The organism is Azospirillum sp. A1-3 (assembly GCF_023806445.1).
Taxonomy (GTDB): Bacteria; Pseudomonadota; Alphaproteobacteria; order Azospirillales; family Azospirillaceae; genus Azospirillum.
Genome location: NZ_JAMSLU010000007.1, coordinates 525,742 through 545,263, shown reverse-complemented (window position 1 = coordinate 545,263; position 19,522 = coordinate 525,742). Strand labels below are relative to the sequence as shown.

Genomic DNA, 19,522 nt, shown 5'->3' with positions numbered 1-19,522 from the left:
CGGGACGTTGCGGAAATCATGAGCCGTCGCCTTTGGCGAGTATGACGTCGATGCGGCGGTTCTGCTCGCGCCCGTCCCGCGTGTCGTTGCCGGCCACCGGATCGGTGTCGGCCTTGCCGACGGTCTTGATGCGGGTGCGGTCCGACAGCTCCTTTCCAATCACCATGCCGACCGACTCCGCACGGGCCACCGACAGGTGCCAATTCGACGGGAAGCGCAAGGAGCGGATTGGCTGGTTGTCGGTGTGGCCGACAATGGTCACGCGCCCCTTCTCAGCCTCCAACGCCTGGGCGATGCGCTGCAGGGTTGGGAGAAACGGCGTTGCAACGGTGGCGCTGCCCGATGCGAACAGCCCTCGGTTGCGGATGCGGATGAGGGTGCTGTCCATCGTTTCGGTTACGGTGACCAGCCCCTCGGCGATCTCCGGTTCCAGGATCTTCTTGATCCGCGGCCCCCGCTGCAGCGCGACCGGCAGTGGCGGCGGAGGGGGCAGGGCCGGCCGAGCAATCAGCAGCGCTCCCCGCTGCGGCAGCGCCGCCAGCCGGCCGAACAGCGCGTCCGAATGGCTGTTCAGCCCGACGCTGAAGCCGAGGTAGGCCAGTGCCAGCAGCGCCGCTGTCACCGCAGCGATGACCCACAGCGGCACGGTCGACGTGAGCCGCCGTGGCGGCTCGCGCAGGCCACGCCAGTGCGGCGACAGGTCGTCTGCCGGTGCGCCGCGGCGCAGCAGCTTGTACAAGTCCTGGCGCAGGCGGGCGATCTCCGCCCCGCCGCGCGGCGTGATCCGCATATGTCCCTGAAACCCCAAGGTGAGGCACAGGTACAGCAATTCCAGGACATGGCCGTTGCGGCCGGGGTCGGTCTTGAGCTGCGTCAGATTGTCGAAGAAGCGTTCGCCGCCCACCGTCTCGCGGTGGAAGGTGCCGACCATGCCCTGTTTTGCCCACAGGCTGTTGCCGCCCCAAGGCGTGTTGAGAACAAGGTCATCGACCGTCGCGCACAGCGCGTAATGCGCAAAGCGCACCTGATCACCCGGCAGGCCGAGGCGGCGCAACCGGGTGTCGAAGCTGCGGATCTCGTCGATCATCACGTCGCGCAGCCGCGCCGTGTCGGGCGGCATAGCCAGCGTGCGCACCCGCGCCGCCAGCAACAAAATGCCGGCGGCGGCGGCGACCACCGGGCCGCCGGTCTCGCCGGTCTGCAGCGCCGGCCGCTCACCCTGCACACCGGTCGGCGTGGGGGCCTCCGCCGGCTGCGGCGGCGCCTGCCAGTCGGCGCCGGGAAATCCGCCGCCGCCCGGGGGCACCCGCCGCCCGCCGGGGATGGGGCGGATGACGGTGCGGTCGGACGTGCGGAAGGGATCGTCCTCAGTCACGATGTCACCTCGCGGATTGCCCAGAGGTCCATCTCGATGTGCGGGAAGTCGCCGGCGACGTGTACGGCAAAGCCGCTGGAGGACCGCATGGCCTCCCACTGCGGGCCGTGTCGCTCGAACTCGAAATAGACCTTGCCGGCATGATAGGGGATCTGGCGCGGCGCCACCTGGAGCGGCCGAAGCTGGATGCCGCGCGATGCCGAGGTGATGAGATCCCGGATCTGCTCGCCCGGACCGATCTTGACCTGTCCGGGGAAGGTGCGGCGCAGCGTCTCCGCCGGCACGTCGGCGCGCACGGCCAGCACGAAATTGCAAGTGGACAGCAGCGTGCGGTCTGTCATGGCCGCGTACCAAAGACCGAACTTGGTCTGCTGGAGCACGAGCGGAATGGCCGAGGATTCGATCATGGTGGTCAGCGCGTGCCGCAGCTCGGTCATCACCGGTGCGAAGGTCGCTTGCAGATCGTCGTGCCGGTAGACGCCGAAGGCCAGCGGGCGCCGGCTGCGTGCGGTAAAGGTCGCCAATTCCCCGGCGATCTGCACGGCGGCGGCGTAGAAGTCCACCGGGTGCAACGCAGCAAGGCGGGCGAGGTGCGCCATCAGCGGCTCATAGCGGTTCAACGCCAGCAGCAAAAGGTAGTCGCCGAACTCCGCCACACCTTTGACGCCAGCTTCCGAGACGCGGCCGGCCAGCATGTCGGCACGCTGGTGCATCAGCCCCTGCAGCTCGTCGAGGAAACCGATGAGGATGGACGACGCTGCGGTGTTCAGGCAGGGCGGAATGTAGCGGTCGTCGAGCACGACCGAGCGGTCGGGCCGCACCTCGACGATGCGGGCCAACCCGATGCAGATCATGTCGTCGCGCGGGTCGGTTTCCAGCGCCAAGCGCAGGCGCAGGCGCCCGACATGCAGGCGAGCCCGTCCGCCGGTTCCAGCCACCCCGTCCGCCACCTCCACCTCGCTGGCGCAGTAGCGGGTGACGCTCTCTGCGGTCTCCCCCATCTCCACCTCGGCGGCGCCGGGGTGCGCGACCGGCAGCGTCAGGAAGACCATGCAGTCGCGGATGTTCTCCGGCAGTTCGATGGCCGGCGGCGGCGGCGCGTCCTCGGGAATGGAGAAGGGAGTGCCATCCTCCAGCACGCCGCTGCACCGGATCAGCGCGAAGCGTCCGGTGGTCAGCAAATCGCGGTTGATCTCCAGGCGGCTGACCCCCCATGGGAAAGGCCGCAGATTGCCGACGCGGGCGCGGACCAGATGCTCCACATAGCGATCGGCCTGCTGAAAATGCTGGGGCAGAATGAACATGCCCTCAGACCAGACCACCTTGTTATCCCCGGACATTCACAAACGCTCCCCTCAACGGATGCTGCTACGGCCGGCCGGAGCGACTGACGGCGGCGGTTTATCTGTTCCCGTCGCCCGGCCGCGCGGACGGCGCCCCGCCGGGCGCAGGAGCGGGCGGGGAGTCGGACAGGAGGTGGATTTGCTGCTCGTAAGCCTGGGAGAACCCGCGCCCGAACAGCGACTGGAAGTCGTCCTCCGCCTCGGCGGCGATCTGGCCGTACAGCTCCTCATAGAGCTCCCAATAGCGCGAACGGCGCGCCGTCGGCAGGATGGTTGCCAGGAGCGACTGCCTCTCCAGACGCTCCTTAAGCATCTGAGGGTCGAAGCGGCGCAGCAGGGTGCCCAACGCGGCCCGCATTCCAATGGACGCCGCCAGCTCGTGCCGCTGAATGTCCTCAAATGCCTGCCGCACCGCTGCTTCGGCCGAGAGATAGCCAGGCCGGACCGCGCGGAGGAGCTGTTGCATTGCCTGGTCGGCGTCCACCGAGAATTTCAAAGGATTGTTGTTCGTGGCGGCGATGACCGTGCGGTCGATCCGGAACTCGTTCTTCAGACTGGCACGCACGGCCAGCAGATTGCGCAATCCCTCGACCATCAGGCGATAGGTCGCTCCGGTCGCGCGCAACACCGCAGCGGGGTCCTCGCCTGACAGCATGGAGGGATTGAGCCCTGCCCCCGCCAAAAACGCTGCGAGCAGGACCGCGTCGCCGCTCTCGCCGGGCGCAGCCGGCCCGGCAGACCGCGGGTCCGGTGGCGGCGGTGGGTCCGACGCTCTGACGGCCGCTTGTGCGGCCTGACCCTGCACAGCCGCTGGGGTCGGCTCCGGTGTCGACTCGTTCAGCCTCAAGAACCAGTCATCCGGCAGCGCGTCGATCGGGTCCGGCGGGCGGAAATACGCAGTCTCCAGTGGAACGTGGTCCGGTTCGGTCGCCGGTGCAGGGGAGGGCGCGCGCGCGCCGGAAAGGGCAGGAAAGACGGCTTCATTGGCGTCGAAGGGAGAGGAGCCGGCGTCTTGAAATCCGCCGTCATCCCACGGCTCCACACCCGGAGATCGAGCCGCCTGTTGCAGCTCGACCGACATCTCGTAATCCCCAAGGACGATCACGTCTCCGTCCGCAAGCACAACCGAGCGGTCCCGCCCGATCGGCTGACTGTCATGGTTATGGAAAACCCCATTCGAGCTGGTGTCGGTCAGGAGATAGAGACTGTCCGCCCATGCGATGCGGAAATGCTGTTTCGACAGAATGCATTCTGTATCCGGCAATACCCAGTCGCAGGAATTTCCCCGTCCCACCAGCAGTCCGGTATGATAGAGCGTGCGCGACACTCCGAGCAGCCGCCCTTTTGTTATCCGTAGAGTTAACATTTCATGCCGACCCGCTCTCTGCTGACGCTGCAAAGTCAAGGCATCGCTTATTTTTCTTTGGCACCGCTGACTTATCAATCAACAGATTGTATAGTCTATATTGACACCGGAGCGCCAGAGGGATTATTCCGGTAAAAGGTGAATGTGTTGGAGCATGAGATCATGCTGCTACACCCAAATCAGGTGGAGTTGTTTCTATACATAAGGGGTAGCCCAAATATACGCAGAAAACCAAAGCCATATCTGCGGAAGAACAGTAAGACATGTTGGGCATTGTTTGCTTGAATAGGTTGTCTGTCAAAATGAAGATGAGCTGCATGTAAAGCATCGCCATAAGGACGAGCGCGCTGAGTAACCATAGCATTGATGTCGAAATCAAATGTTTTGGGAGGGGTGCGTTGACCGGAGATATCGTCGATTTAGGCAAACTGTTGCAGCAAATCAGCGCCGAGCACCCATCCGGTGAGGATTGCGGCTACGATGCGACATTCATTGATCTTGAGCGGAAGGCAGACGGACAGCCGGAACGCCAGATCGGCGCGGTGATCCAGCCGGCCACGCCGCCGGATTGGCGTGAAGTCCTGCGGCTTTGCCTCGATCTCTTCGAACGCACCAGGGACATCCGCATCGCCTTGTACCTGTGCCGTGCACTGCTCGGTCTGCATGGCCTGCCGGGGCTTGCGTCCGGCCTCGAGGTGTTCCTCGGGCTCGTAGAGCGTCATTGGCCGACGCTTTACCCGCAGCTCGACCCTGACGACGACGACCCCATCGAGCGCGTGAACATCGTGGCGGGGCTGGCCGACACCGACACCATGCTCCGGCCGCTCCGGGACACCCACCTGGTATCGGCCCGCGCCGTCGGCCGTTTCACATTGCGGCAAATTGTTGCAGCCGGCGCGGCGAACCCGCCCGAGGGCGCTCCTGATCTTGCTCTCATCAATGCCGCCTTCCTGGAGTGCGATGTGGACGAGCTGCGCACCACGGCAGAGGCGGCAAAGCGGGCGTTGGATCTCGCCCGCCGCATCGAAGCGGCGGTGAGCGACCAGGTCGGCGTCTCCAACGCACCGGACCTGTCCGCCCTGGTTGCTGTGCTGAGCGATGCAAACACGGTGCTGGAGCCGCGTTTGGCAGCGCGGGAGTCTGGTGCTGGTGCCGATGCAGATGGCCGCGCTGGAGCAGCGGGCGTCACCGGCGCCGTCCCGATGGCAACGGCAGTCACCATGGCGCGGCAGGCGCACACTGTTCAGATGGTCGGCTTCGGGACGCTGGGCTCGCGTGCGGACTGTGTGCAGGCGCTCGACAGGATTGCCGAGTACTTCAGCAAGAATGAGCCGTCCAGTCCGGTTCCGCTGCTGCTGCAGCGCGCCAAGCGCCTGATCGGCATGACCTTCATGGACCTTCTCCTGGACCTCACTCCCGACGGGGTGAGCCAGTTCGAAACCATCAGTGGGCGCCGCCGGGATGATTGACGCCCCGCGGGGCCCGACGCGCCGCGTCCCCGCACGACGGCCAGCAGACTGGGAAGAGGAACAGAGCTATGGCGACACAAAGCAGTCAGAAGTTCATCGCCCGGAATCGGGCTCCGCGCGTGCAGATCGAGTACGACGTCGAGCTTTATGGCGCACACAAGAAGGTGCAGCTCCCGTTTGTCATGGGGGTGATGGCCGATCTGAGCGGGAACCCGGCCGAACCGCTGCCTGGGGTGAACGACCGCAAGTTCCTCGACATCGACATCGATAACTTCAACGACCGCCTGAAGGCGATGAAGCCGCGTGTCGCCTTCCAGGTGCCGAACACCCTGTCGGGCGAGGGCAATCTCAGCGTCGACATCACGTTCGAGAGCATGGACGACTTCTCCCCGGACGCGGTCGCCCGCAAGGTCGAGCCGCTGCGCAAGCTTCTGGAGGCACGCAGCCAGCTCGCCAACCTGCTGACCTACATGGACGGCAAGTCCGGCGCCGAGGAGCTGATCCAGAAGGCGCTGGGCGACCCGGCGCTGCTGAAATCGCTGGCGTCCGCGCCGAAGCCCGGCGACGCCGGCTCCTCCGAAACCCCGGCCGAGGGCTGACCGCCATGACCGAGACCAGCATCGCCGCCCAAGGCACTGTCGCCGCCATCGGCGAACGCGACGAGTTCTCCGCACTGCTCCAGAAGGAGTTCAAGCCCCGCAGCGACCACGCCCGTTCGGAGGTCGAAAAAGCGGTGCGGACTCTCGCCGAGGAGGCCCTGCGTTCCGCCAGCGTGGTATCTGGTGAAGCGGTCAAGACGATCCAGTCGATCATCGCCGAGATCGACAGGACGCTGAGCGAACAGATCAACCACATCCTGCACCATGAGGCGTTCCAGACCCTGGAAGGCTCCTGGCGTGGCCTGCACCATCTCGTCAACAACACCGAAACCGACGAGATGCTGAAGATTCGCGTCATGAACATCTCCAAAAAGGAGCTGGGCAAGACGCTGAAACGCTTTAAGGGCACGGCCTGGGACCAGAGCCCGGTCTTCAAGAAGCTGTACGAGGAGGAGTTCGGCCAGCTCGGCGGTCAGCCTTACGGCTGCCTGGTCGGTGACTATCACTTCGACCACAGCCCGCCCGATGTCGAGATGCTGGGCCAGATCGCGCAGGTCGCGGCGGCGTCGCACTCGCCATTCATCGCCGGCGTGTCACCCACCACGTTGCAGATGGACAGCTGGCAGGAGCTGAGCAATCCGCGCGACCTGACCAAAATCTTCCAGACGCCGGAATACGCGTCCTGGCGCTCACTGCGCGAAAGCGAGGATTCGCGTTACATCGGCCTCGCGATGCCGCGCTTCCTGTCTCGCCTGCCCTATGGCGCGAAGACCAACCCGGTCGAGGCGTTCGACTTCGAAGAGGAGGTCGAGGGCGCCGATCACCGCAATTATGTGTGGTCGAACTCGGCCTATGCGATGGCAACCAACATCAACCGCTCCTTCAAGGAGTATGGTTGGGTGTCGCGCATCCGCGGCATCGAATCCGGTGGCGCGGTGGAGGGCCTGCCGGTCCACAGCTTCCCGACCGACGACGGCGGCGTGGACATGAAGTGCCCAACCGAGATCGCCATCAGCGACCGTCGCGAGGCCGAGTTGGCCAAGTGCGGCTTCATGCCGCTGATCCACAAGAAGAACACTGACTTCGCAGCCTTCATCGGCGCGCAGTCGTTGCAAAAGCCGACCGAGTACGAGGACCCGGACGCGACAGCCAACGCCAATCTGGCAGCGCGGCTGCCGTATCTCTTTGCAACCTGCCGCTTTGCTCATTACCTGAAGTGCATCGTCCGCGACAAGGTCGGTTCCTTCAAGGAGCGCGCGGAGATGGAGCGCTGGCTGGGCGACTGGATCCTCCAATATGTGGATGGCGATCCCGCCAACTCCAGCGAAACCACCAAGGCGCAGAAGCCGCTCGCTGCGGCCGAGGTCGTCGTGGAGGAGGTCGAGGGCAACCCCGGCTACTACACGTCCAAGTTCTTCTTGCGCCCGCACTATCAGCTCGAAGGCCTGACCGTGTCGCTGCGGCTCGTCTCCAAGCTGCCGTCCGGCAAAGGCGCCTGACGCTCTGACGGCGCTCCGCCCTTGGCGGGCGGCGCGCCGTGCGCATTCCCCAATCCTGCGCCGCAATCGCTGACGAAACGGAGATCGCACCCATGGCTTACGACGTATTTATTGATATTGATGGCATTCAGGGCGAGTCCATGGACTCGAAATACAAGGACAAGATCGCCGTGCGCAGCTTCTCCTTCGGGGTGGCGCAGGCGGGCACCTTTTCGCACAACAGCGGCGGCGGTGCCGGCAAGGCCGACTTCTCGGCCCTGAAGATCCTGAAGCACACCGACAGCGCTTCGCACCTGCTGTTCTTGCATTGCGCGAGCGGCACGCACATCAAGCAGGCCACCGTCATCGTCCGCAAGGCGGGCGGCGAGCAGCGCGACTTCTTCAAGATCCTGCTGAGCGACTTGCTGGTCCAGAGCTTCAACGCGGTCGGCGATCCTCAGGGCCCCGAGAGCCAGCCGCTGGAGGAAGTCACCTTCAACTACTCATCAATCAAGATTTCCTACGCCAAGCAGAAGCAGGACGGCAGCATGGAGGCGTTCAAGGACGCCGGCTGGAGCCTCAAGGAAAACAAGAAACTCTGAGCCCAAGCGGCGCGGCCCCCGTTCCGACGCCGGGGCCGCGCCAGCCCGACCCTTCGACCATAACCCGGCGCCGGCAAGCGGGCCTGGCCCCAAGCGGGAGTTGCAGCATGGACATCGGCGCCAACATCCAGCAGAGCCTGAAGGAGGGCGATCTCACCGCTGCGTTCGAGCACGCCAAGGATCTGGTGCGCAAAGACCCGGCCTGCGCCAAGCCCCGCATCCTGCTGTTCCAGCTTTTTTGCGTTCTCGGTGATTGGGACCGCGCGCTGACCCAACTCAAAATGGTCGGCGATCTCACCGCCGACGCGCTGCCGATGCTCTGCACCTACCGCGAGGTGCTGCCCAGCGAGGCGGTGCGTGCCCGTGTCTTCACCGGCCACCAAACACCTGTGGTGTTCGGCAAGCCCGAGGGCTGGATCGCACTTTTGATGATGGCACTGCGGCTCGACGCCCAGGGCCATGCCGATGATGCGGCGCGCTTGCGCGCCCAGGCCTTCGACGACGCCCCGGCCACCGCCGGCACCATCGACGGCTCTCCCTTTGCCTGGATCGCCGACGGCGACCAGCGCCTCGGCCCGATTCTGGAGGCGGTGGTCAACGGTCGATATCTCTGGATCCCGCTCCACCGCGTTCGCGCCATCGACGTCGAGCCGCCGACCGATCTGCGCGACTGCGTGTGGACCGGCGCCACCGTCACCTTCGTCAATGGCGGCGAGGCCGCTGCGCTGATCCCGACCCGTTATCCCAGCACCACCGACGCAGCCGACCCTCTGCTCAAACTCGCCCGCAAGACGGAGTGGGTGGAGCGGCCCGGCAATTTGGTGGTTGGGTTGGGACAGCGCATGCTCGTGACCGATGCCGGTGACTATGCGCTGATGGATGTCCGCCGCATCGAGCTGGATGTCGCGGAGACCCGTGCCCACCCCGTCACCGAGCCTGCTGAACCCGGCCATGGCTGAGCTGACTGTCCAAGAACGGCTCCAGCCCTCCCTGCTCGACCGCCTTCGTGACGACGAACCGGGGGAAAAACGGGAATCGCGCGACCGGCGTGTCCTTTCGTTGCAGCGGCTGCGCGACTGCGTGGTGCGCGACCTGGCTTGGCTGCTCAACGCCAGCAACCTCGGTTGCGCGCTGGACACCGACCTCTATCCCAACATTGCCGCGTCCGTCCTCAACTTCGGCATGCCGCCGCTCGCCGGAACCTCGGGCGTGGGGACTGATGTTGCCCGGCTGGAAGCGATCTTGCACGACGCCATCCTGGCATTCGAACCGCGCATCCTGGCGCAGTCTCTGACCGTCCGGCTGACGCTGCAGAGCGAGGCGCACAACAGCCGCGCCCTGGTCTTCGACATTGAAGGTGAGATGTGGGCACAGCCGGTCCCCATTCGCATCTTCCTGCGCACTGAGGTGGATTTGGAGGTGAGGGTCGTGCGGGTTTCTGACAATGCGGGATTGCGCTGATGCACCCCCGCCTGTTGCGTTATTACGAGGATGAACTCCGTCACCTGCGCGAGATGGGAGCGGAATTCGCTGAGGAATATCCCAAGGTCGCCGGCCGTCTGTCCCTGGAGACGTTTGAATGCGCGGACCCTTACGTCGAGCGGCTGATGGAGGCCTTCGCCTTCCTCACCGCCCGGGTTCAGCTCAAGCTTGACGCGCAGTTCCCTCGCTTCACCAATCATCTGTTGGAAGCGGTCTATCCCCACTATCTGACGCCGACGCCGTCCATGACGGTGGTGCAATTCCGCCCCGACCTGTCCGAAGGGGCACTGGCCACCGGCTTCACCATTCCGGCCCGCGAGACGGTGCTGCGCAGCGTCATCGGCAAGGGTCAGGGCACCGCATGCGAGTACCGCACAGCGCATGATGTGACGCTGTGGCCACTGGAGGTGACCCACGCCGAGTATCTGCCAACCGCCGGAGCGGTGACCGCGCTCGATGTGCCGGACAGCCGCGGCGTGCGCGCCGGCCTTCGGCTGCGGCTGAAGGCGACTGCCGGACTGACGTTCGACCAGATGGCGCTTGACCGGCTGCCGCTGTTTTTGTCCGGTGGCGGTGCGGTGGCGGTGGCGATGTACGAACAGCTTCTCGGCAACGCCGTCGCCATGGTGGTCCGTCCGGCCAAGCGTCCGGCACCATGGCAGGACGTTCTGCGCCCCTCGGCGCTGGCCCGCGTTGGCTTTGCGGGGGAGCAGGCGCTGCTGCCGAGAGTGCCGCAATCGTTCGACGGGTACCGACTGCTTCACGAATATTTCGCCTTTCCCGAGCGCTTCCTGTTCGTCGAGCTGCTCGACCTGGCCCGGTCGGTGCGGCGCTGCACAGTGGATGAACTGGAGATCATCATCCTCTTCGACCGCGCGAACCGGCGGCTGGAGGGCGTGGTCGACAAGCAGAACGTCGCCCCGTTCTGCGCGCCGGCGATCAACCTGTTCCCGCGCCGCGCCGATCGCATCCATCTGAACACCCGCGACACTGAGCACCACATCGTCCCTGACCGCACGCGTCCGCTCGATTTCGAGGTGCATTCTGTGCTGTCGGTGATGGGCTATGGTGTCGGGGCGGAGGGCGAGCAGGAATTCCGGTCATTCTACGCCACGCATGACCGCCACGCCGATTCCGTCGGGCACGCCTTCTACGCGCTGTCGCGCCAGCCGCGCGTGCTGTCGGCCCGGCAGCGGCGTGTTGGCCCGCGGTCCAGCTATATCGGCTCGGAGGTGTTCGTTTCCCTGGTGGATGCCGAGCAGGCGCCGTATAGCCACAGCCTGCGCCAACTCGGCGTGACGACGCTGTGCACCAACCGCGACCTGCCCCTGCACATGCCGGTGGGCAAGCTCAACACCGATTTCTCCATGGACCAGGGCGCGCCTGTCGACACCATCCGCTGCCTTGCTGGACCGACCAAGCCGCGTCCCTCCACCGCCGAGGGAGAGACGGCCTGGCGGCTGATAAGTCACCTGTCGCTCAATTATCTCTCGCTGATCAATACCGATGAGCAGCGCGGTGCAGGCGCCCTGCGGGAGCTGCTGTCGCTGTACGCCGACATGGGTGACGCGGTGTGGCGCAAGCAGATCGAGGGCGTACGCCGTGTTGCCTCCCGCGCCATCGTGCGTCGCGTCCCACATCCCGGCGCGCTGCTCCACGCGCGCGGCCTGGAGATGACGGTTTCGTTTGACGAGCACGCCTTCGATGGCAGCGGCATCTTCCTGCTCGGCGCCGTCCTGGAGGAGTTCTTCGCCAAGCATGTCTCGCTGAACAGCTTTACCGAGACAGTGATCCACAGCACCGAACGTGGGGAGGTGATGCGATGGCCAGCGCGGATCGGCCGCCGCAATCTGTTGTGAGCCTGCTGGCCGCGGTGGCGGCCGAGCCTCATCGGTTCGGCCTCTTCCACGCGCTGCGGCTGCTGGAGTGCGCCAACCGTGACCGGCCCCGGCTTGGCCGGCCGGAAACGCGCGTGGTGGACGAGCCGGTACGGCTGGGGCAGGAGCCGTCGCTTGACTTCGCCCCATCGACATTGGCCCGCATCAAACATGACGAGGGCGCCCTGCGGTCCTGGCTGCTGGTGTATGGCTTTGGCGTGTTTGGCCCGAACGGCCCATTGCCGCTGCACCTGACCGAGCACGTGCTGGAGCGGCGCCGCTTCCACGGCGACGACACCGTCGCCCGCTTCGCCGATATGTTCCATCACCGCCTGATCTCGCTGTTCTACCGAGCCTGGGCCAATGCAGAGCCGACGGTCAGCCATGACCGGCCGGACGCGGACCTTTTCGGCACGTACATCGCCTCGTTGATCGGGTTCGGCATGCCGTCGCTGCGCGACCGTGATGCGCTTCCCGACGCCGTGCGGCTGCACTTCGCCGGTCGCCTTACCCCCCAGTCGCGCAACCCGGAAGGGCTGCAGGCGATGATTTCCGCCTATTTCGGCATGACCGCCGCGGTCCAGGAGTTCGTCTGCGCCTGGATGGCCTTGCCTGCGGACATCCGTTGGCGGCTCGGTGACCCGCGGCTGGGGCGGCTGGGCGACGGCATGCCCGTCGGAAGTCGGGTGCGCGACGCGCAGCACCGTTTCCGCATCCAGCTCGGGCCGATGGGCATGGCGGATTACCAGCGCATGCTGCCCGGCGGGCGCAGCCTGGAGCGGCTGGTGGCCATGGTGCGCGGCTATGTCGGTGATGAGTTCGCCTGGGACGTCCAGCTCGTTCTGACGGCCCGCGCGGTGCCGCCCCTGCGGCTCGACGGATCGAACCGGTTGGGCTGGACGTCCTGGCTGAACCGCAGCCCGGTCGTGCCCGACGCCGACGATCTCGTCCTCGCCCCTGTCGCGCCGCGCGCCGCCGCATCCGGATAGGACGCTTTTCCAACCGATGACACTGCGTCTGACCATGATTGGCACGGACCGCTTCCGATGATCGCAGGAGACTGACCATGGCCGGGATTAGCCGCGTTTCTCTGTTTGGCAAGCTCACCCCGCCGGCGTACCGCGCCATTGAAAGCGCGACCGTCTTCTGCAAGTTGCGGGGCAACCCGTACGTCGAGCTGGTGCACTGGCTCCATCAGGTCTTGCAGTTGCAAGACAGTGACCTGCACCGCATCGTTCGGCGCTTCGACCTCGACCCGGGCCGGCTGGCCCACGATTTCTTGGAGAACCTCGACAGACTCCCGCGGGGCGCGTCCTCGATCAGCGACTTCTCGCCGCAGATCGAGGACGCGACGGAGCGCGGCTGGATCGTCGCCTCGCTGATGTACAAGGCGCCGCGGGTCTCCACCGGGCACCTGATCATCGGCATCCTCCAATCCCCGGGCCTGCGCAATGCGCTGCCAGCGCTGTCGCGCGAGTTTGCCAAGATCACGCTCGATACGCTGACGGACGAGTTCGTCACGCTTGTCGATGGCTCACCGGAGGCGATGCCAGCCGACAGTGTGGACTGCGGCGGTGCCGCGCCTGGTCAAGCCAGCGGCGCCATGGCGCCGGCCGCTATGGGCAAGCAGGAGGCGCTGGCCAAATTCTCAGTCGATCTTACCGACAAGGCGCGCAAGGGCGAGATCGACCCCATCGTCGGGCGCGACGACGAGATCCGCCAGATCGTCGACATCCTGATGCGCCGCCGCCAAAACAACCCGATTCTGACCGGCGAGGCCGGCGTCGGCAAAACCGCGGTGGTCGAGGGCTTCGCGCGGCGCATCGTTGCCGGCGACGTGCCACCACCGCTGAAAAACGTGATGCTGCGCACGCTGGACGTCGGCCTCCTTCAAGCCGGCGCCAGCATGAAGGGCGAGTTCGAGAACCGCTTGCGCCAGGTCATCGAGGAGGTTCAGGCATCGCCCAAGCCGATCATCCTGTTCATCGATGAGGCGCACACCCTGATCGGCGCCGGCGGCGCCGTCGGCACCGGCGACGCCGCCAACCTGCTGAAGCCGGCGCTGGCCCGCGGCACCCTGCGCACCATCGCCGCCACCACCTGGGCGGAGTACAAGAAGTATTTTGAAAAGGATCCGGCGCTGGTCCGCCGCTTCCAGGCCATCCAGGTCGAGGAGCCGGGTGAGGAAAAGGCCATCTTAATGATGCGGGGCCTGACCTCCGCCCTGGAGACGCATCACAAGGTGCAAATTCTCGACGAGGCCCTGGAGGCGGCGGTCCGCTTGTCGCACCGCTACATTCCGGCCCGCCAGCTTCCTGACAAGGCGGTCAGCCTCCTCGATACGGCCGCAGCGCGTGTCGCCATCAGCCAGCATGCCGTGCCGGCCGAGGTCGATGACAGCCGCCGTCACATCGAGGCACTGCGCACCGAGCTGGAAATCATCGCCCGCGAGGCTGCCGTGGGCATCGACACCAGCCACCGCGGCGCCGAGGCCGAGGAGAAGCTCACCGCCGAAACTGACCGGCTGGCCGAGCTGGAGGCCCGCTGGCAGGCGGAAAAGGCGCTGGTGGACCATATCCTGGGGCTGCGCACCCGGCTGCGCAGCGGTGGTGGCGCGGTGGAGGGAACCGGATCCGAGCTGGAGGCCCGCGTGGACGCCACCCAGCCGGCGGGACAGACCGAACAGGAGCGTGACGCCTTGCTGGCCGAGCTGAAGCAGCGTCAGGCTGAGTTGGCCGCGCTGCAGGGCGAGACGCCGCTGATCCTGCCGACGGTGGACGAGCAGGCCATCGCCTCGGTCGTCGGCGATTGGACCGGCATTCCGGTCGGTCGCATGGTGAAGAATGAAATCGAGACCGTGCTGAAGCTGGCCGACACGCTGAACCAGCGCGTCATCGGCCAAAGCCATGGGCTGGAGATGATTGCCAAGCGTATCCAGACGTCGCGCGCCAAACTCGACAACCCGAACAAGCCGGTCGGCGTCTTCCTGCTATGCGGCCCCAGCGGCGTCGGCAAGACCGAGACCGCGCTGGCGCTGGCCGAGACCTTATACGGTGGCGAGCACAACGTCATCACCATCAACATGAGCGAGTTCCAGGAGGCGCACACCGTCTCCACGCTCAAGGGGGCGCCTCCGGGCTATGTCGGCTATGGCGAGGGCGGCATTCTGACCGAGGCAGTGCGCCGCAAACCCTATTCGGTCGTGCTGTTGGACGAGGTGGAGAAGGCCCACTCCGACGTCCACGAAATCTTCTTCCAAGTGTTTGACAAGGGCGTCATGGAGGACGGCGAGGGCCGGCTGATCGATTTTAAGAACACGCTGATCCTGCTGACCTCCAACGTCGGCAGCGACCTCATCATGAACCTGTGCCGCGACCCCGAGCTGATGCCGGACCCGGATGCAATCGCCAAGGCGTTGCGGCAGCCGCTCCTGACGGTGTTCCCGGCCGCACTGCTCGGCCGCATCGTCACCATCCCCTACCATCCGCTGACCGACGAGATGATCGGCAACATCATCCGCCTGCAGCTTGACCGCATCCAGAAGCGCGTCCGGCAGACCCACCGTATACCCTTTACCTACGATGATGAGGTGGTGACGCTTATCGCCAGCCGGTGCCGTGAGCTGGAAAGCGGCGGCCGCATGATCGATGCTATTCTGACCAACACCATGCTGCCGGCCATCTCCAACGCCATGCTCGGCCGACTGCTCGAAGGGAGCAGTGTGGCGCGCGTTCACGTCAGTGTCCGTGACAAGGACTTCTGGTATGATTTCGATTGAGGCCAAGCCAGGGCAACACCCCAGTCTGATGCTGCATCCAGAGTGTGAGGCAGTATGCTGAAACAGGCCCAGCGTGACGTTGCCGTGTCCTCGCCGCTCGGCGAGGATGCCCTCGTGTTCCGGCGCATGGTGGCGGTGGAGCAGGTCAGCCAGCTCTTCTCCTTCGAGGTCGAGCTCCTGACCGCACGTCCGAAAGTCGATTTCTACGCCGTGCTCGGCCAGGACATGACCGTCCGTGTTGCCACTGATTCCGGCGAGCGGCACTTCAACGGCTTTGTCGCGTCATTCGGCCATGCCGGCTCGCAAGGGCGCTACGGTCTGTACAAGGCCACTTTGAGGCCGTGGCTGTGGTTCCTCACCCGCAACCGTGACTGCCGCATTTTCCAGGACATGACGGTGCCTGACATCGTCAAGGCGCTGCTGCGCGAACATGGCTTCACCGACATCGTCGACCGCCTGTCCGGCAGCTACGAGCCTTGGGAATATTGCGTCCAGTATCAAGAGAGCGATTTTGCGTTCCTCAGCCGCCTGTTGGAGCATGAAGGCATCTATTATTATTTCACCCACCGCAACGGCGCGCACGCGCTGGTGCTGGGCGACGGTGTCGGGGCTCACGACCATCTGAAGCCGAGCCACAGACTGCGCTTCAACCCTGAGCAGGGGCAACGCGGCAAGCTTGGCGGGGTTGAGGCCTGGACGGTCAGCCGCGAAGTGACGGGCGGCGCCTACACGTTGGACGACTTCGACTTCGAGCGGCCGAAGGCGCAGCTTCGCACCACCCTGTCGGCGCCGCGCCCGCACGCGCTGTCCGGCATGGAGGTGTTCGAGTATCCCGGCGATATGGCCTACATGAAGGCGGGGTCGCGCAGCAGCATCGGCCAGGCCACGGTCCGCCACCGCATGGAGGAACTCAAGAGCCGACACGAGCACATCGAGGCAGCGACCACCGTGCGCGAGCTGGCCTGCGGTCAGCTCTTCTCGCTCACCCATCATCCCAACGCCGAGCAGAACCGGGAATATCTTGTGCTCTCGGCCGTGACCGAGGTGGTGTCTGACGAATTCGAGGCGAATAGCGGCAGCGGCGGCGAACCCTATGCGTGTCACTTCACCGTGCTGAGCAGTCAGGAGCAGTACCGACCGCCGCGGCTGACGCCGCTGCCCGTGATGCGTGGTCCGCAGACCGCCATCGTCAGCGGCAAGCCCGGCGAGGAGATCTGGACCGACAAGTACGGTCGCATCAAGGTGCGCTTCCACTGGGACCGCAATGGCAAGGCGGACGAAACCAGTTCGTGCTGGATCCGCGTCGCCCAGTCCTGGGCCGGAAAGCGCTGGGGCGCTCAGTTCCTGCCTCGCATAGGCCAAGAGGTGATCGTCGATTTCCTCGACGGCGACCCCAACCGCCCGGTCGTGACGGGCAGCCTGTACAACGGCGACGCCATGCCGGCCTTCGACCTGCCGGAGAACGCCACCCAGTCCGGATTGCGGACCAATACGGTCAAGGGGGCCGGTGCCAATGAGCTGCGCTTCGAGGACAAGAGCGGCAAGGAACAGATCTTCATCCACGCCCAACGCAACCAGGATAACCGGGTTAAGAACGATCTGCTGGAGTGGATTGGCAACGAGCGGCATCTCGTCGTGGTCAAGGACCAACTTGAGAAGGTCAAGGCCGACAAACACCAGACCGTGGACGGCGACCACAATGAGAAGATCGGCGGCACGGCGTCGCTCACCGTTGGCGAGGAACTGCATGAGAGGGTTGGGCAGAACGCCGCCCTCCAGGCCGGTATGGACATCCACCTGAAGGCCGGCATGAACCTTGTGCTGGAAGCCGGGGTGATGGTCACCCTCAAGGTCGCCGGCAGCTTCATCACCATCGGACCGAGCGGCGTCACCATCAGCGGTCCTATGGTGTTGATCAACAGCGGCGGCTCCGCCGGATCGGGCAGCGGCGCCAATCCCGACGCGCCGAAGCCGCCGAAGGAGGCTGCCGGCGCCACACCCGGCAGCGCCACCACAATTGACGAGAAGCCGAAATACACGACGCCGGTTCAGCCCCTCAGCTCACATCCTGCCGCCAGGCAGCTGAAGGAGGCCTACAAGGACGCTGCGCCGTTCTGTGCCCAGCGCGAGGCGGCGCCCAAGGCCACAAGCGCCGACGGGAACGGGGAGGGGGCATGATCGCCGAAACCGCATCCCGCGCGCTCAAAGCGGCTCTGTATGGTCAGGCGCTGCCGGTGTTCGCCGTGATCGACGGCGCCGGCTGCCCAGCGCTGCTGCCGATGCTGGAGCGCCATGGCCTTGAGTTCGCCTGCCTTTACCGCGGCGAGCTGGAACCGGAGCTGATGGAGGCGGCCCCCCATCTGGCGAGGCTTGATCCTGATTCTCCATTCACCCAATGGTTTCTCAGCGAGGGCTGGGGCAGGCATTGGGGCATCTTCCTGCTGGCGGACGCCACACTGAGCGAGATCCGGCGCCACCTGCGCCGTCTGATCTTGGTGCGTCTGCCGGACCACCAGGTGGTCTATTTCCGCTTCTACGACCCGCGCGTCCTGCGCACCCACCTGCCGACCTGCACGCCCGAGGAGGCTCGGCAGTTTTTTGGACCCGTGCAGACCATTCTGGCCGAGGCTGAGGAGGCCACGTCGCTGCTGCGCATGGTCCAGGGGCCTGCCGGCGTCTTGGTGGCGCACCTTCCACTGGGCGCCTGATGAGTGCATCGACATGAGAGGGAGGACGAACACCATGAAAAGGGTCTTGATCACGGTTCTTGCGGTCGGTGCGCTGGTGTTCGCGGCGGAACGGCCGGCGCGTGCTGCCGACGGCGACACCATGCTGTACAGCGACATCATCCGGAGCCTGACGCCAAAGCCGCGGAGCAGTGGCAAGATGCGCGGCCTCGCGCTCGGCACCGGCGTTGCCGCTCCGGCGCCGGCGCGCGCTGTACTGCCAAAGATCAGTCTTCAGGTGGAATTCAACTTCAACTCGGCCACCCTGTCGCCGAAGGCGACTGCGCAGCTGAACGAGTTGGGCCAAGCGCTCACTTCCTCGGAGCTGTCCGGTTATCGCTTTCAGCTCACCGGCCACACCGACGCGGTGGGCAAGGCGGAGTACAACCTCGCCCTGTCGCAGCGCCGCGCCCAGGCGGTCCGTGACTATCTGGCCAAGGAGTTCGGCATCCGCCGGGACCGCCTGAAGACCGCCGGGCGTGGCTCGCAGCAGCTCGCCGACCCGTCCGACCCGACCAGTCAGATCAACCGCCGCGTCGAGATCATCAATCTTGGTGGCTGATCATGCCGTTCCAGGTCGTCAACACGGCCACGCTTCAGTGCAGCTTCGGGCTGGCACCGGCCGTCCTCACCGTGCTTGCGCAGTGGCGTGAGCTGTGCGGTAACCAGCCAGCGGCCAACATCATGGACCACAAACCGCTGGTGAACATTGGTTCATTCGGCATGTGCACCAGCCTTGCCAACCCTACCGTCGCCTCGGCCACTGCCGCGGCGATGGGGGCGTTGACGCCGATGCCTTGCATCCCGGCGACCATGGCGCCTTGGGTTCCCGGCAGTCCGACGGTGATCCTCGGCACTCAACCGGCGTTGAACAACAGCTCGAAATGCATGTGCAACTGGGGCGGGGTGCTTTCCATCGTCAATCCTGGGCAGATGACCACACAGATCCCTTGAGCCTTGTCTGCCCTGAGCATCGGTGTCCGGTGACGCTTTTCGGCACCGTCTGCCGCGTCGCAGGGACTATCGAGGAGTGGCACCGATCATGAGAAACCCCATCGTCGCTGTCCTGTCGTTGCCTGTCACCCTTGTGGTTCCCACCGCCACCCTCAGCCAGGGGGCGGCCGCTACGGGCATGATGCGGAACCAATCGGGAAGCCTCAACAAATCGGTCAGTCGTCAGACCCCAGAGGCCTTGAACCGGCAGAAGGCCTGGGCCGGCACTCCCGCGCGTGGTCACGCGCTCGTTCACCAATTTTCGAGCTCAGCCGTCGTTGAACGCGTCGATGAACGTCCGCGTGCCTGGGGAGAGCACGTTGTCCGCCTTCCCCGCGCCGGATGCTGACGACTGGCACGCAGCCTCGCACCAGGGGCAGGCCGACGAGTGTGGGTGGGTGTGATAAACGTCCTCTGAGCGTATCTGCACAAAC

16 protein-coding genes are annotated in these 19,522 nt (G+C 65.4%); 13 read left to right on the top strand and 3 right to left on the bottom strand.

Features of this window, described 5'->3' with window-relative positions:
- Positions 1–16 precede the first annotated feature (16 nt).
- The 3 genes from tssL to tagH form a co-directional block, all read right to left on the bottom strand.
- Positions 17–1,375, bottom strand: a complete 1,359-nt coding sequence (gene tssL / locus M5E06_RS32885) for a type VI secretion system protein TssL, long form (RefSeq protein ID WP_252141844.1) — start codon at positions 1,373–1,375, stop codon at positions 17–19.
- Positions 1,372–2,715: a type VI secretion system baseplate subunit TssK gene (tssK, locus tag M5E06_RS32880; RefSeq protein ID WP_252141843.1), complete on the bottom strand. Its 1,344-nt coding sequence runs from the start codon at positions 2,713–2,715 to the stop codon at positions 1,372–1,374. The genes tssL and tssK overlap by 4 nt, the downstream gene beginning before the upstream one ends.
- A 61-nt stretch (positions 2,716–2,776) precedes the next feature.
- Entirely contained in the window at positions 2,777–4,045 is a 1,269-nt protein-coding gene (gene tagH / locus M5E06_RS32875; protein ID WP_252141842.1) for a type VI secretion system-associated FHA domain protein TagH, read from the bottom strand.
- Between the two features lie 437 nt (positions 4,046–4,482).
- On the opposite strand from tagH, the gene tssA reads away from it, so the two are divergent.
- The 13 genes from tssA to M5E06_RS32810 all read left to right on the top strand — a co-directional run bounded on the left by tssA (position 4,483) and on the right by M5E06_RS32810 (position 19,049).
- On the top strand, positions 4,483–5,553 hold the full coding sequence (gene tssA / locus M5E06_RS32870) for a type VI secretion system protein TssA (RefSeq protein ID WP_252141841.1): 1,071 nt from the start codon (positions 4,483–4,485) through the stop codon (positions 5,551–5,553).
- Positions 5,554–5,621: 68 nt separating this feature from the next.
- A complete protein-coding gene (gene tssB, locus M5E06_RS32865) occupies positions 5,622–6,152 on the top strand; it encodes a type VI secretion system contractile sheath small subunit (protein ID WP_252141840.1) in 531 nt (176 codons plus the stop codon).
- Positions 6,153–6,157: 5 nt separating this feature from the next.
- A complete protein-coding gene (gene tssC / locus M5E06_RS32860; RefSeq protein ID WP_252141839.1) occupies positions 6,158–7,651 on the top strand; it encodes a type VI secretion system contractile sheath large subunit in 1,494 nt (497 codons plus the stop codon).
- 92 nt (positions 7,652–7,743) lie between these two features.
- Positions 7,744–8,232, top strand: coding sequence for an Hcp family type VI secretion system effector (locus M5E06_RS32855; RefSeq protein ID WP_252141838.1), 489 nt, complete (start codon positions 7,744–7,746; stop codon positions 8,230–8,232).
- Positions 8,233–8,339: 107 nt separating this feature from the next.
- Positions 8,340–9,191 carry a type VI secretion system accessory protein TagJ gene (locus M5E06_RS32850; protein WP_252141837.1) on the top strand — a complete coding sequence of 284 codons (852 nt, stop codon included), beginning with the start codon at positions 8,340–8,342 and terminating at the stop codon, positions 9,189–9,191.
- The gene (gene tssE / locus M5E06_RS32845) at positions 9,184–9,693 is read left to right on the top strand and encodes a type VI secretion system baseplate subunit TssE (RefSeq protein ID WP_252141836.1); all 510 of its coding nucleotides are present in this window, start codon (positions 9,184–9,186) and stop codon (positions 9,691–9,693) included. Before M5E06_RS32850 ends, tssE begins: the two co-directional genes overlap by 8 nt.
- Positions 9,693–11,573, top strand: coding sequence for a type VI secretion system baseplate subunit TssF (tssF, locus tag M5E06_RS32840; protein WP_252141835.1), 1,881 nt, complete (start codon positions 9,693–9,695; stop codon positions 11,571–11,573). Before tssE ends, tssF begins: the two co-directional genes overlap by 1 nt.
- Positions 11,537–12,580 carry a type VI secretion system baseplate subunit TssG gene (tssG, locus tag M5E06_RS32835; protein WP_252141834.1) on the top strand — a complete coding sequence of 348 codons (1,044 nt, stop codon included), beginning with the start codon at positions 11,537–11,539 and terminating at the stop codon, positions 12,578–12,580. The genes tssF and tssG overlap by 37 nt, the downstream gene beginning before the upstream one ends.
- Before the next feature lie 77 nt (positions 12,581–12,657).
- Positions 12,658–15,369 carry a type VI secretion system ATPase TssH gene (gene tssH / locus M5E06_RS32830; protein ID WP_252141833.1) on the top strand — a complete coding sequence of 904 codons (2,712 nt, stop codon included), beginning with the start codon at positions 12,658–12,660 and terminating at the stop codon, positions 15,367–15,369.
- 54 nt (positions 15,370–15,423) lie between these two features.
- A complete protein-coding gene (locus M5E06_RS32825) occupies positions 15,424–17,547 on the top strand; it encodes a type VI secretion system Vgr family protein (protein WP_252141832.1) in 2,124 nt (707 codons plus the stop codon).
- On the top strand, positions 17,544–18,077 hold the full coding sequence (locus tag M5E06_RS32820) for a DUF4123 domain-containing protein (RefSeq protein WP_252141831.1): 534 nt from the start codon (positions 17,544–17,546) through the stop codon (positions 18,075–18,077). Before M5E06_RS32825 ends, M5E06_RS32820 begins: the two co-directional genes overlap by 4 nt.
- 34 nt (positions 18,078–18,111) lie before the next feature.
- Positions 18,112–18,657, top strand: a complete 546-nt coding sequence (locus tag M5E06_RS32815) for an OmpA family protein (RefSeq protein WP_252141830.1) — start codon at positions 18,112–18,114, stop codon at positions 18,655–18,657.
- A 2-nt stretch (positions 18,658–18,659) separates the two neighbouring features.
- Positions 18,660–19,049 (top strand): DUF4280 domain-containing protein, encoded by a 390-nt coding sequence (locus M5E06_RS32810; protein WP_252141829.1) that lies wholly within the window; start codon positions 18,660–18,662, stop codon positions 19,047–19,049.
- Positions 19,050–19,522: the final 473 nt, after the last annotated feature.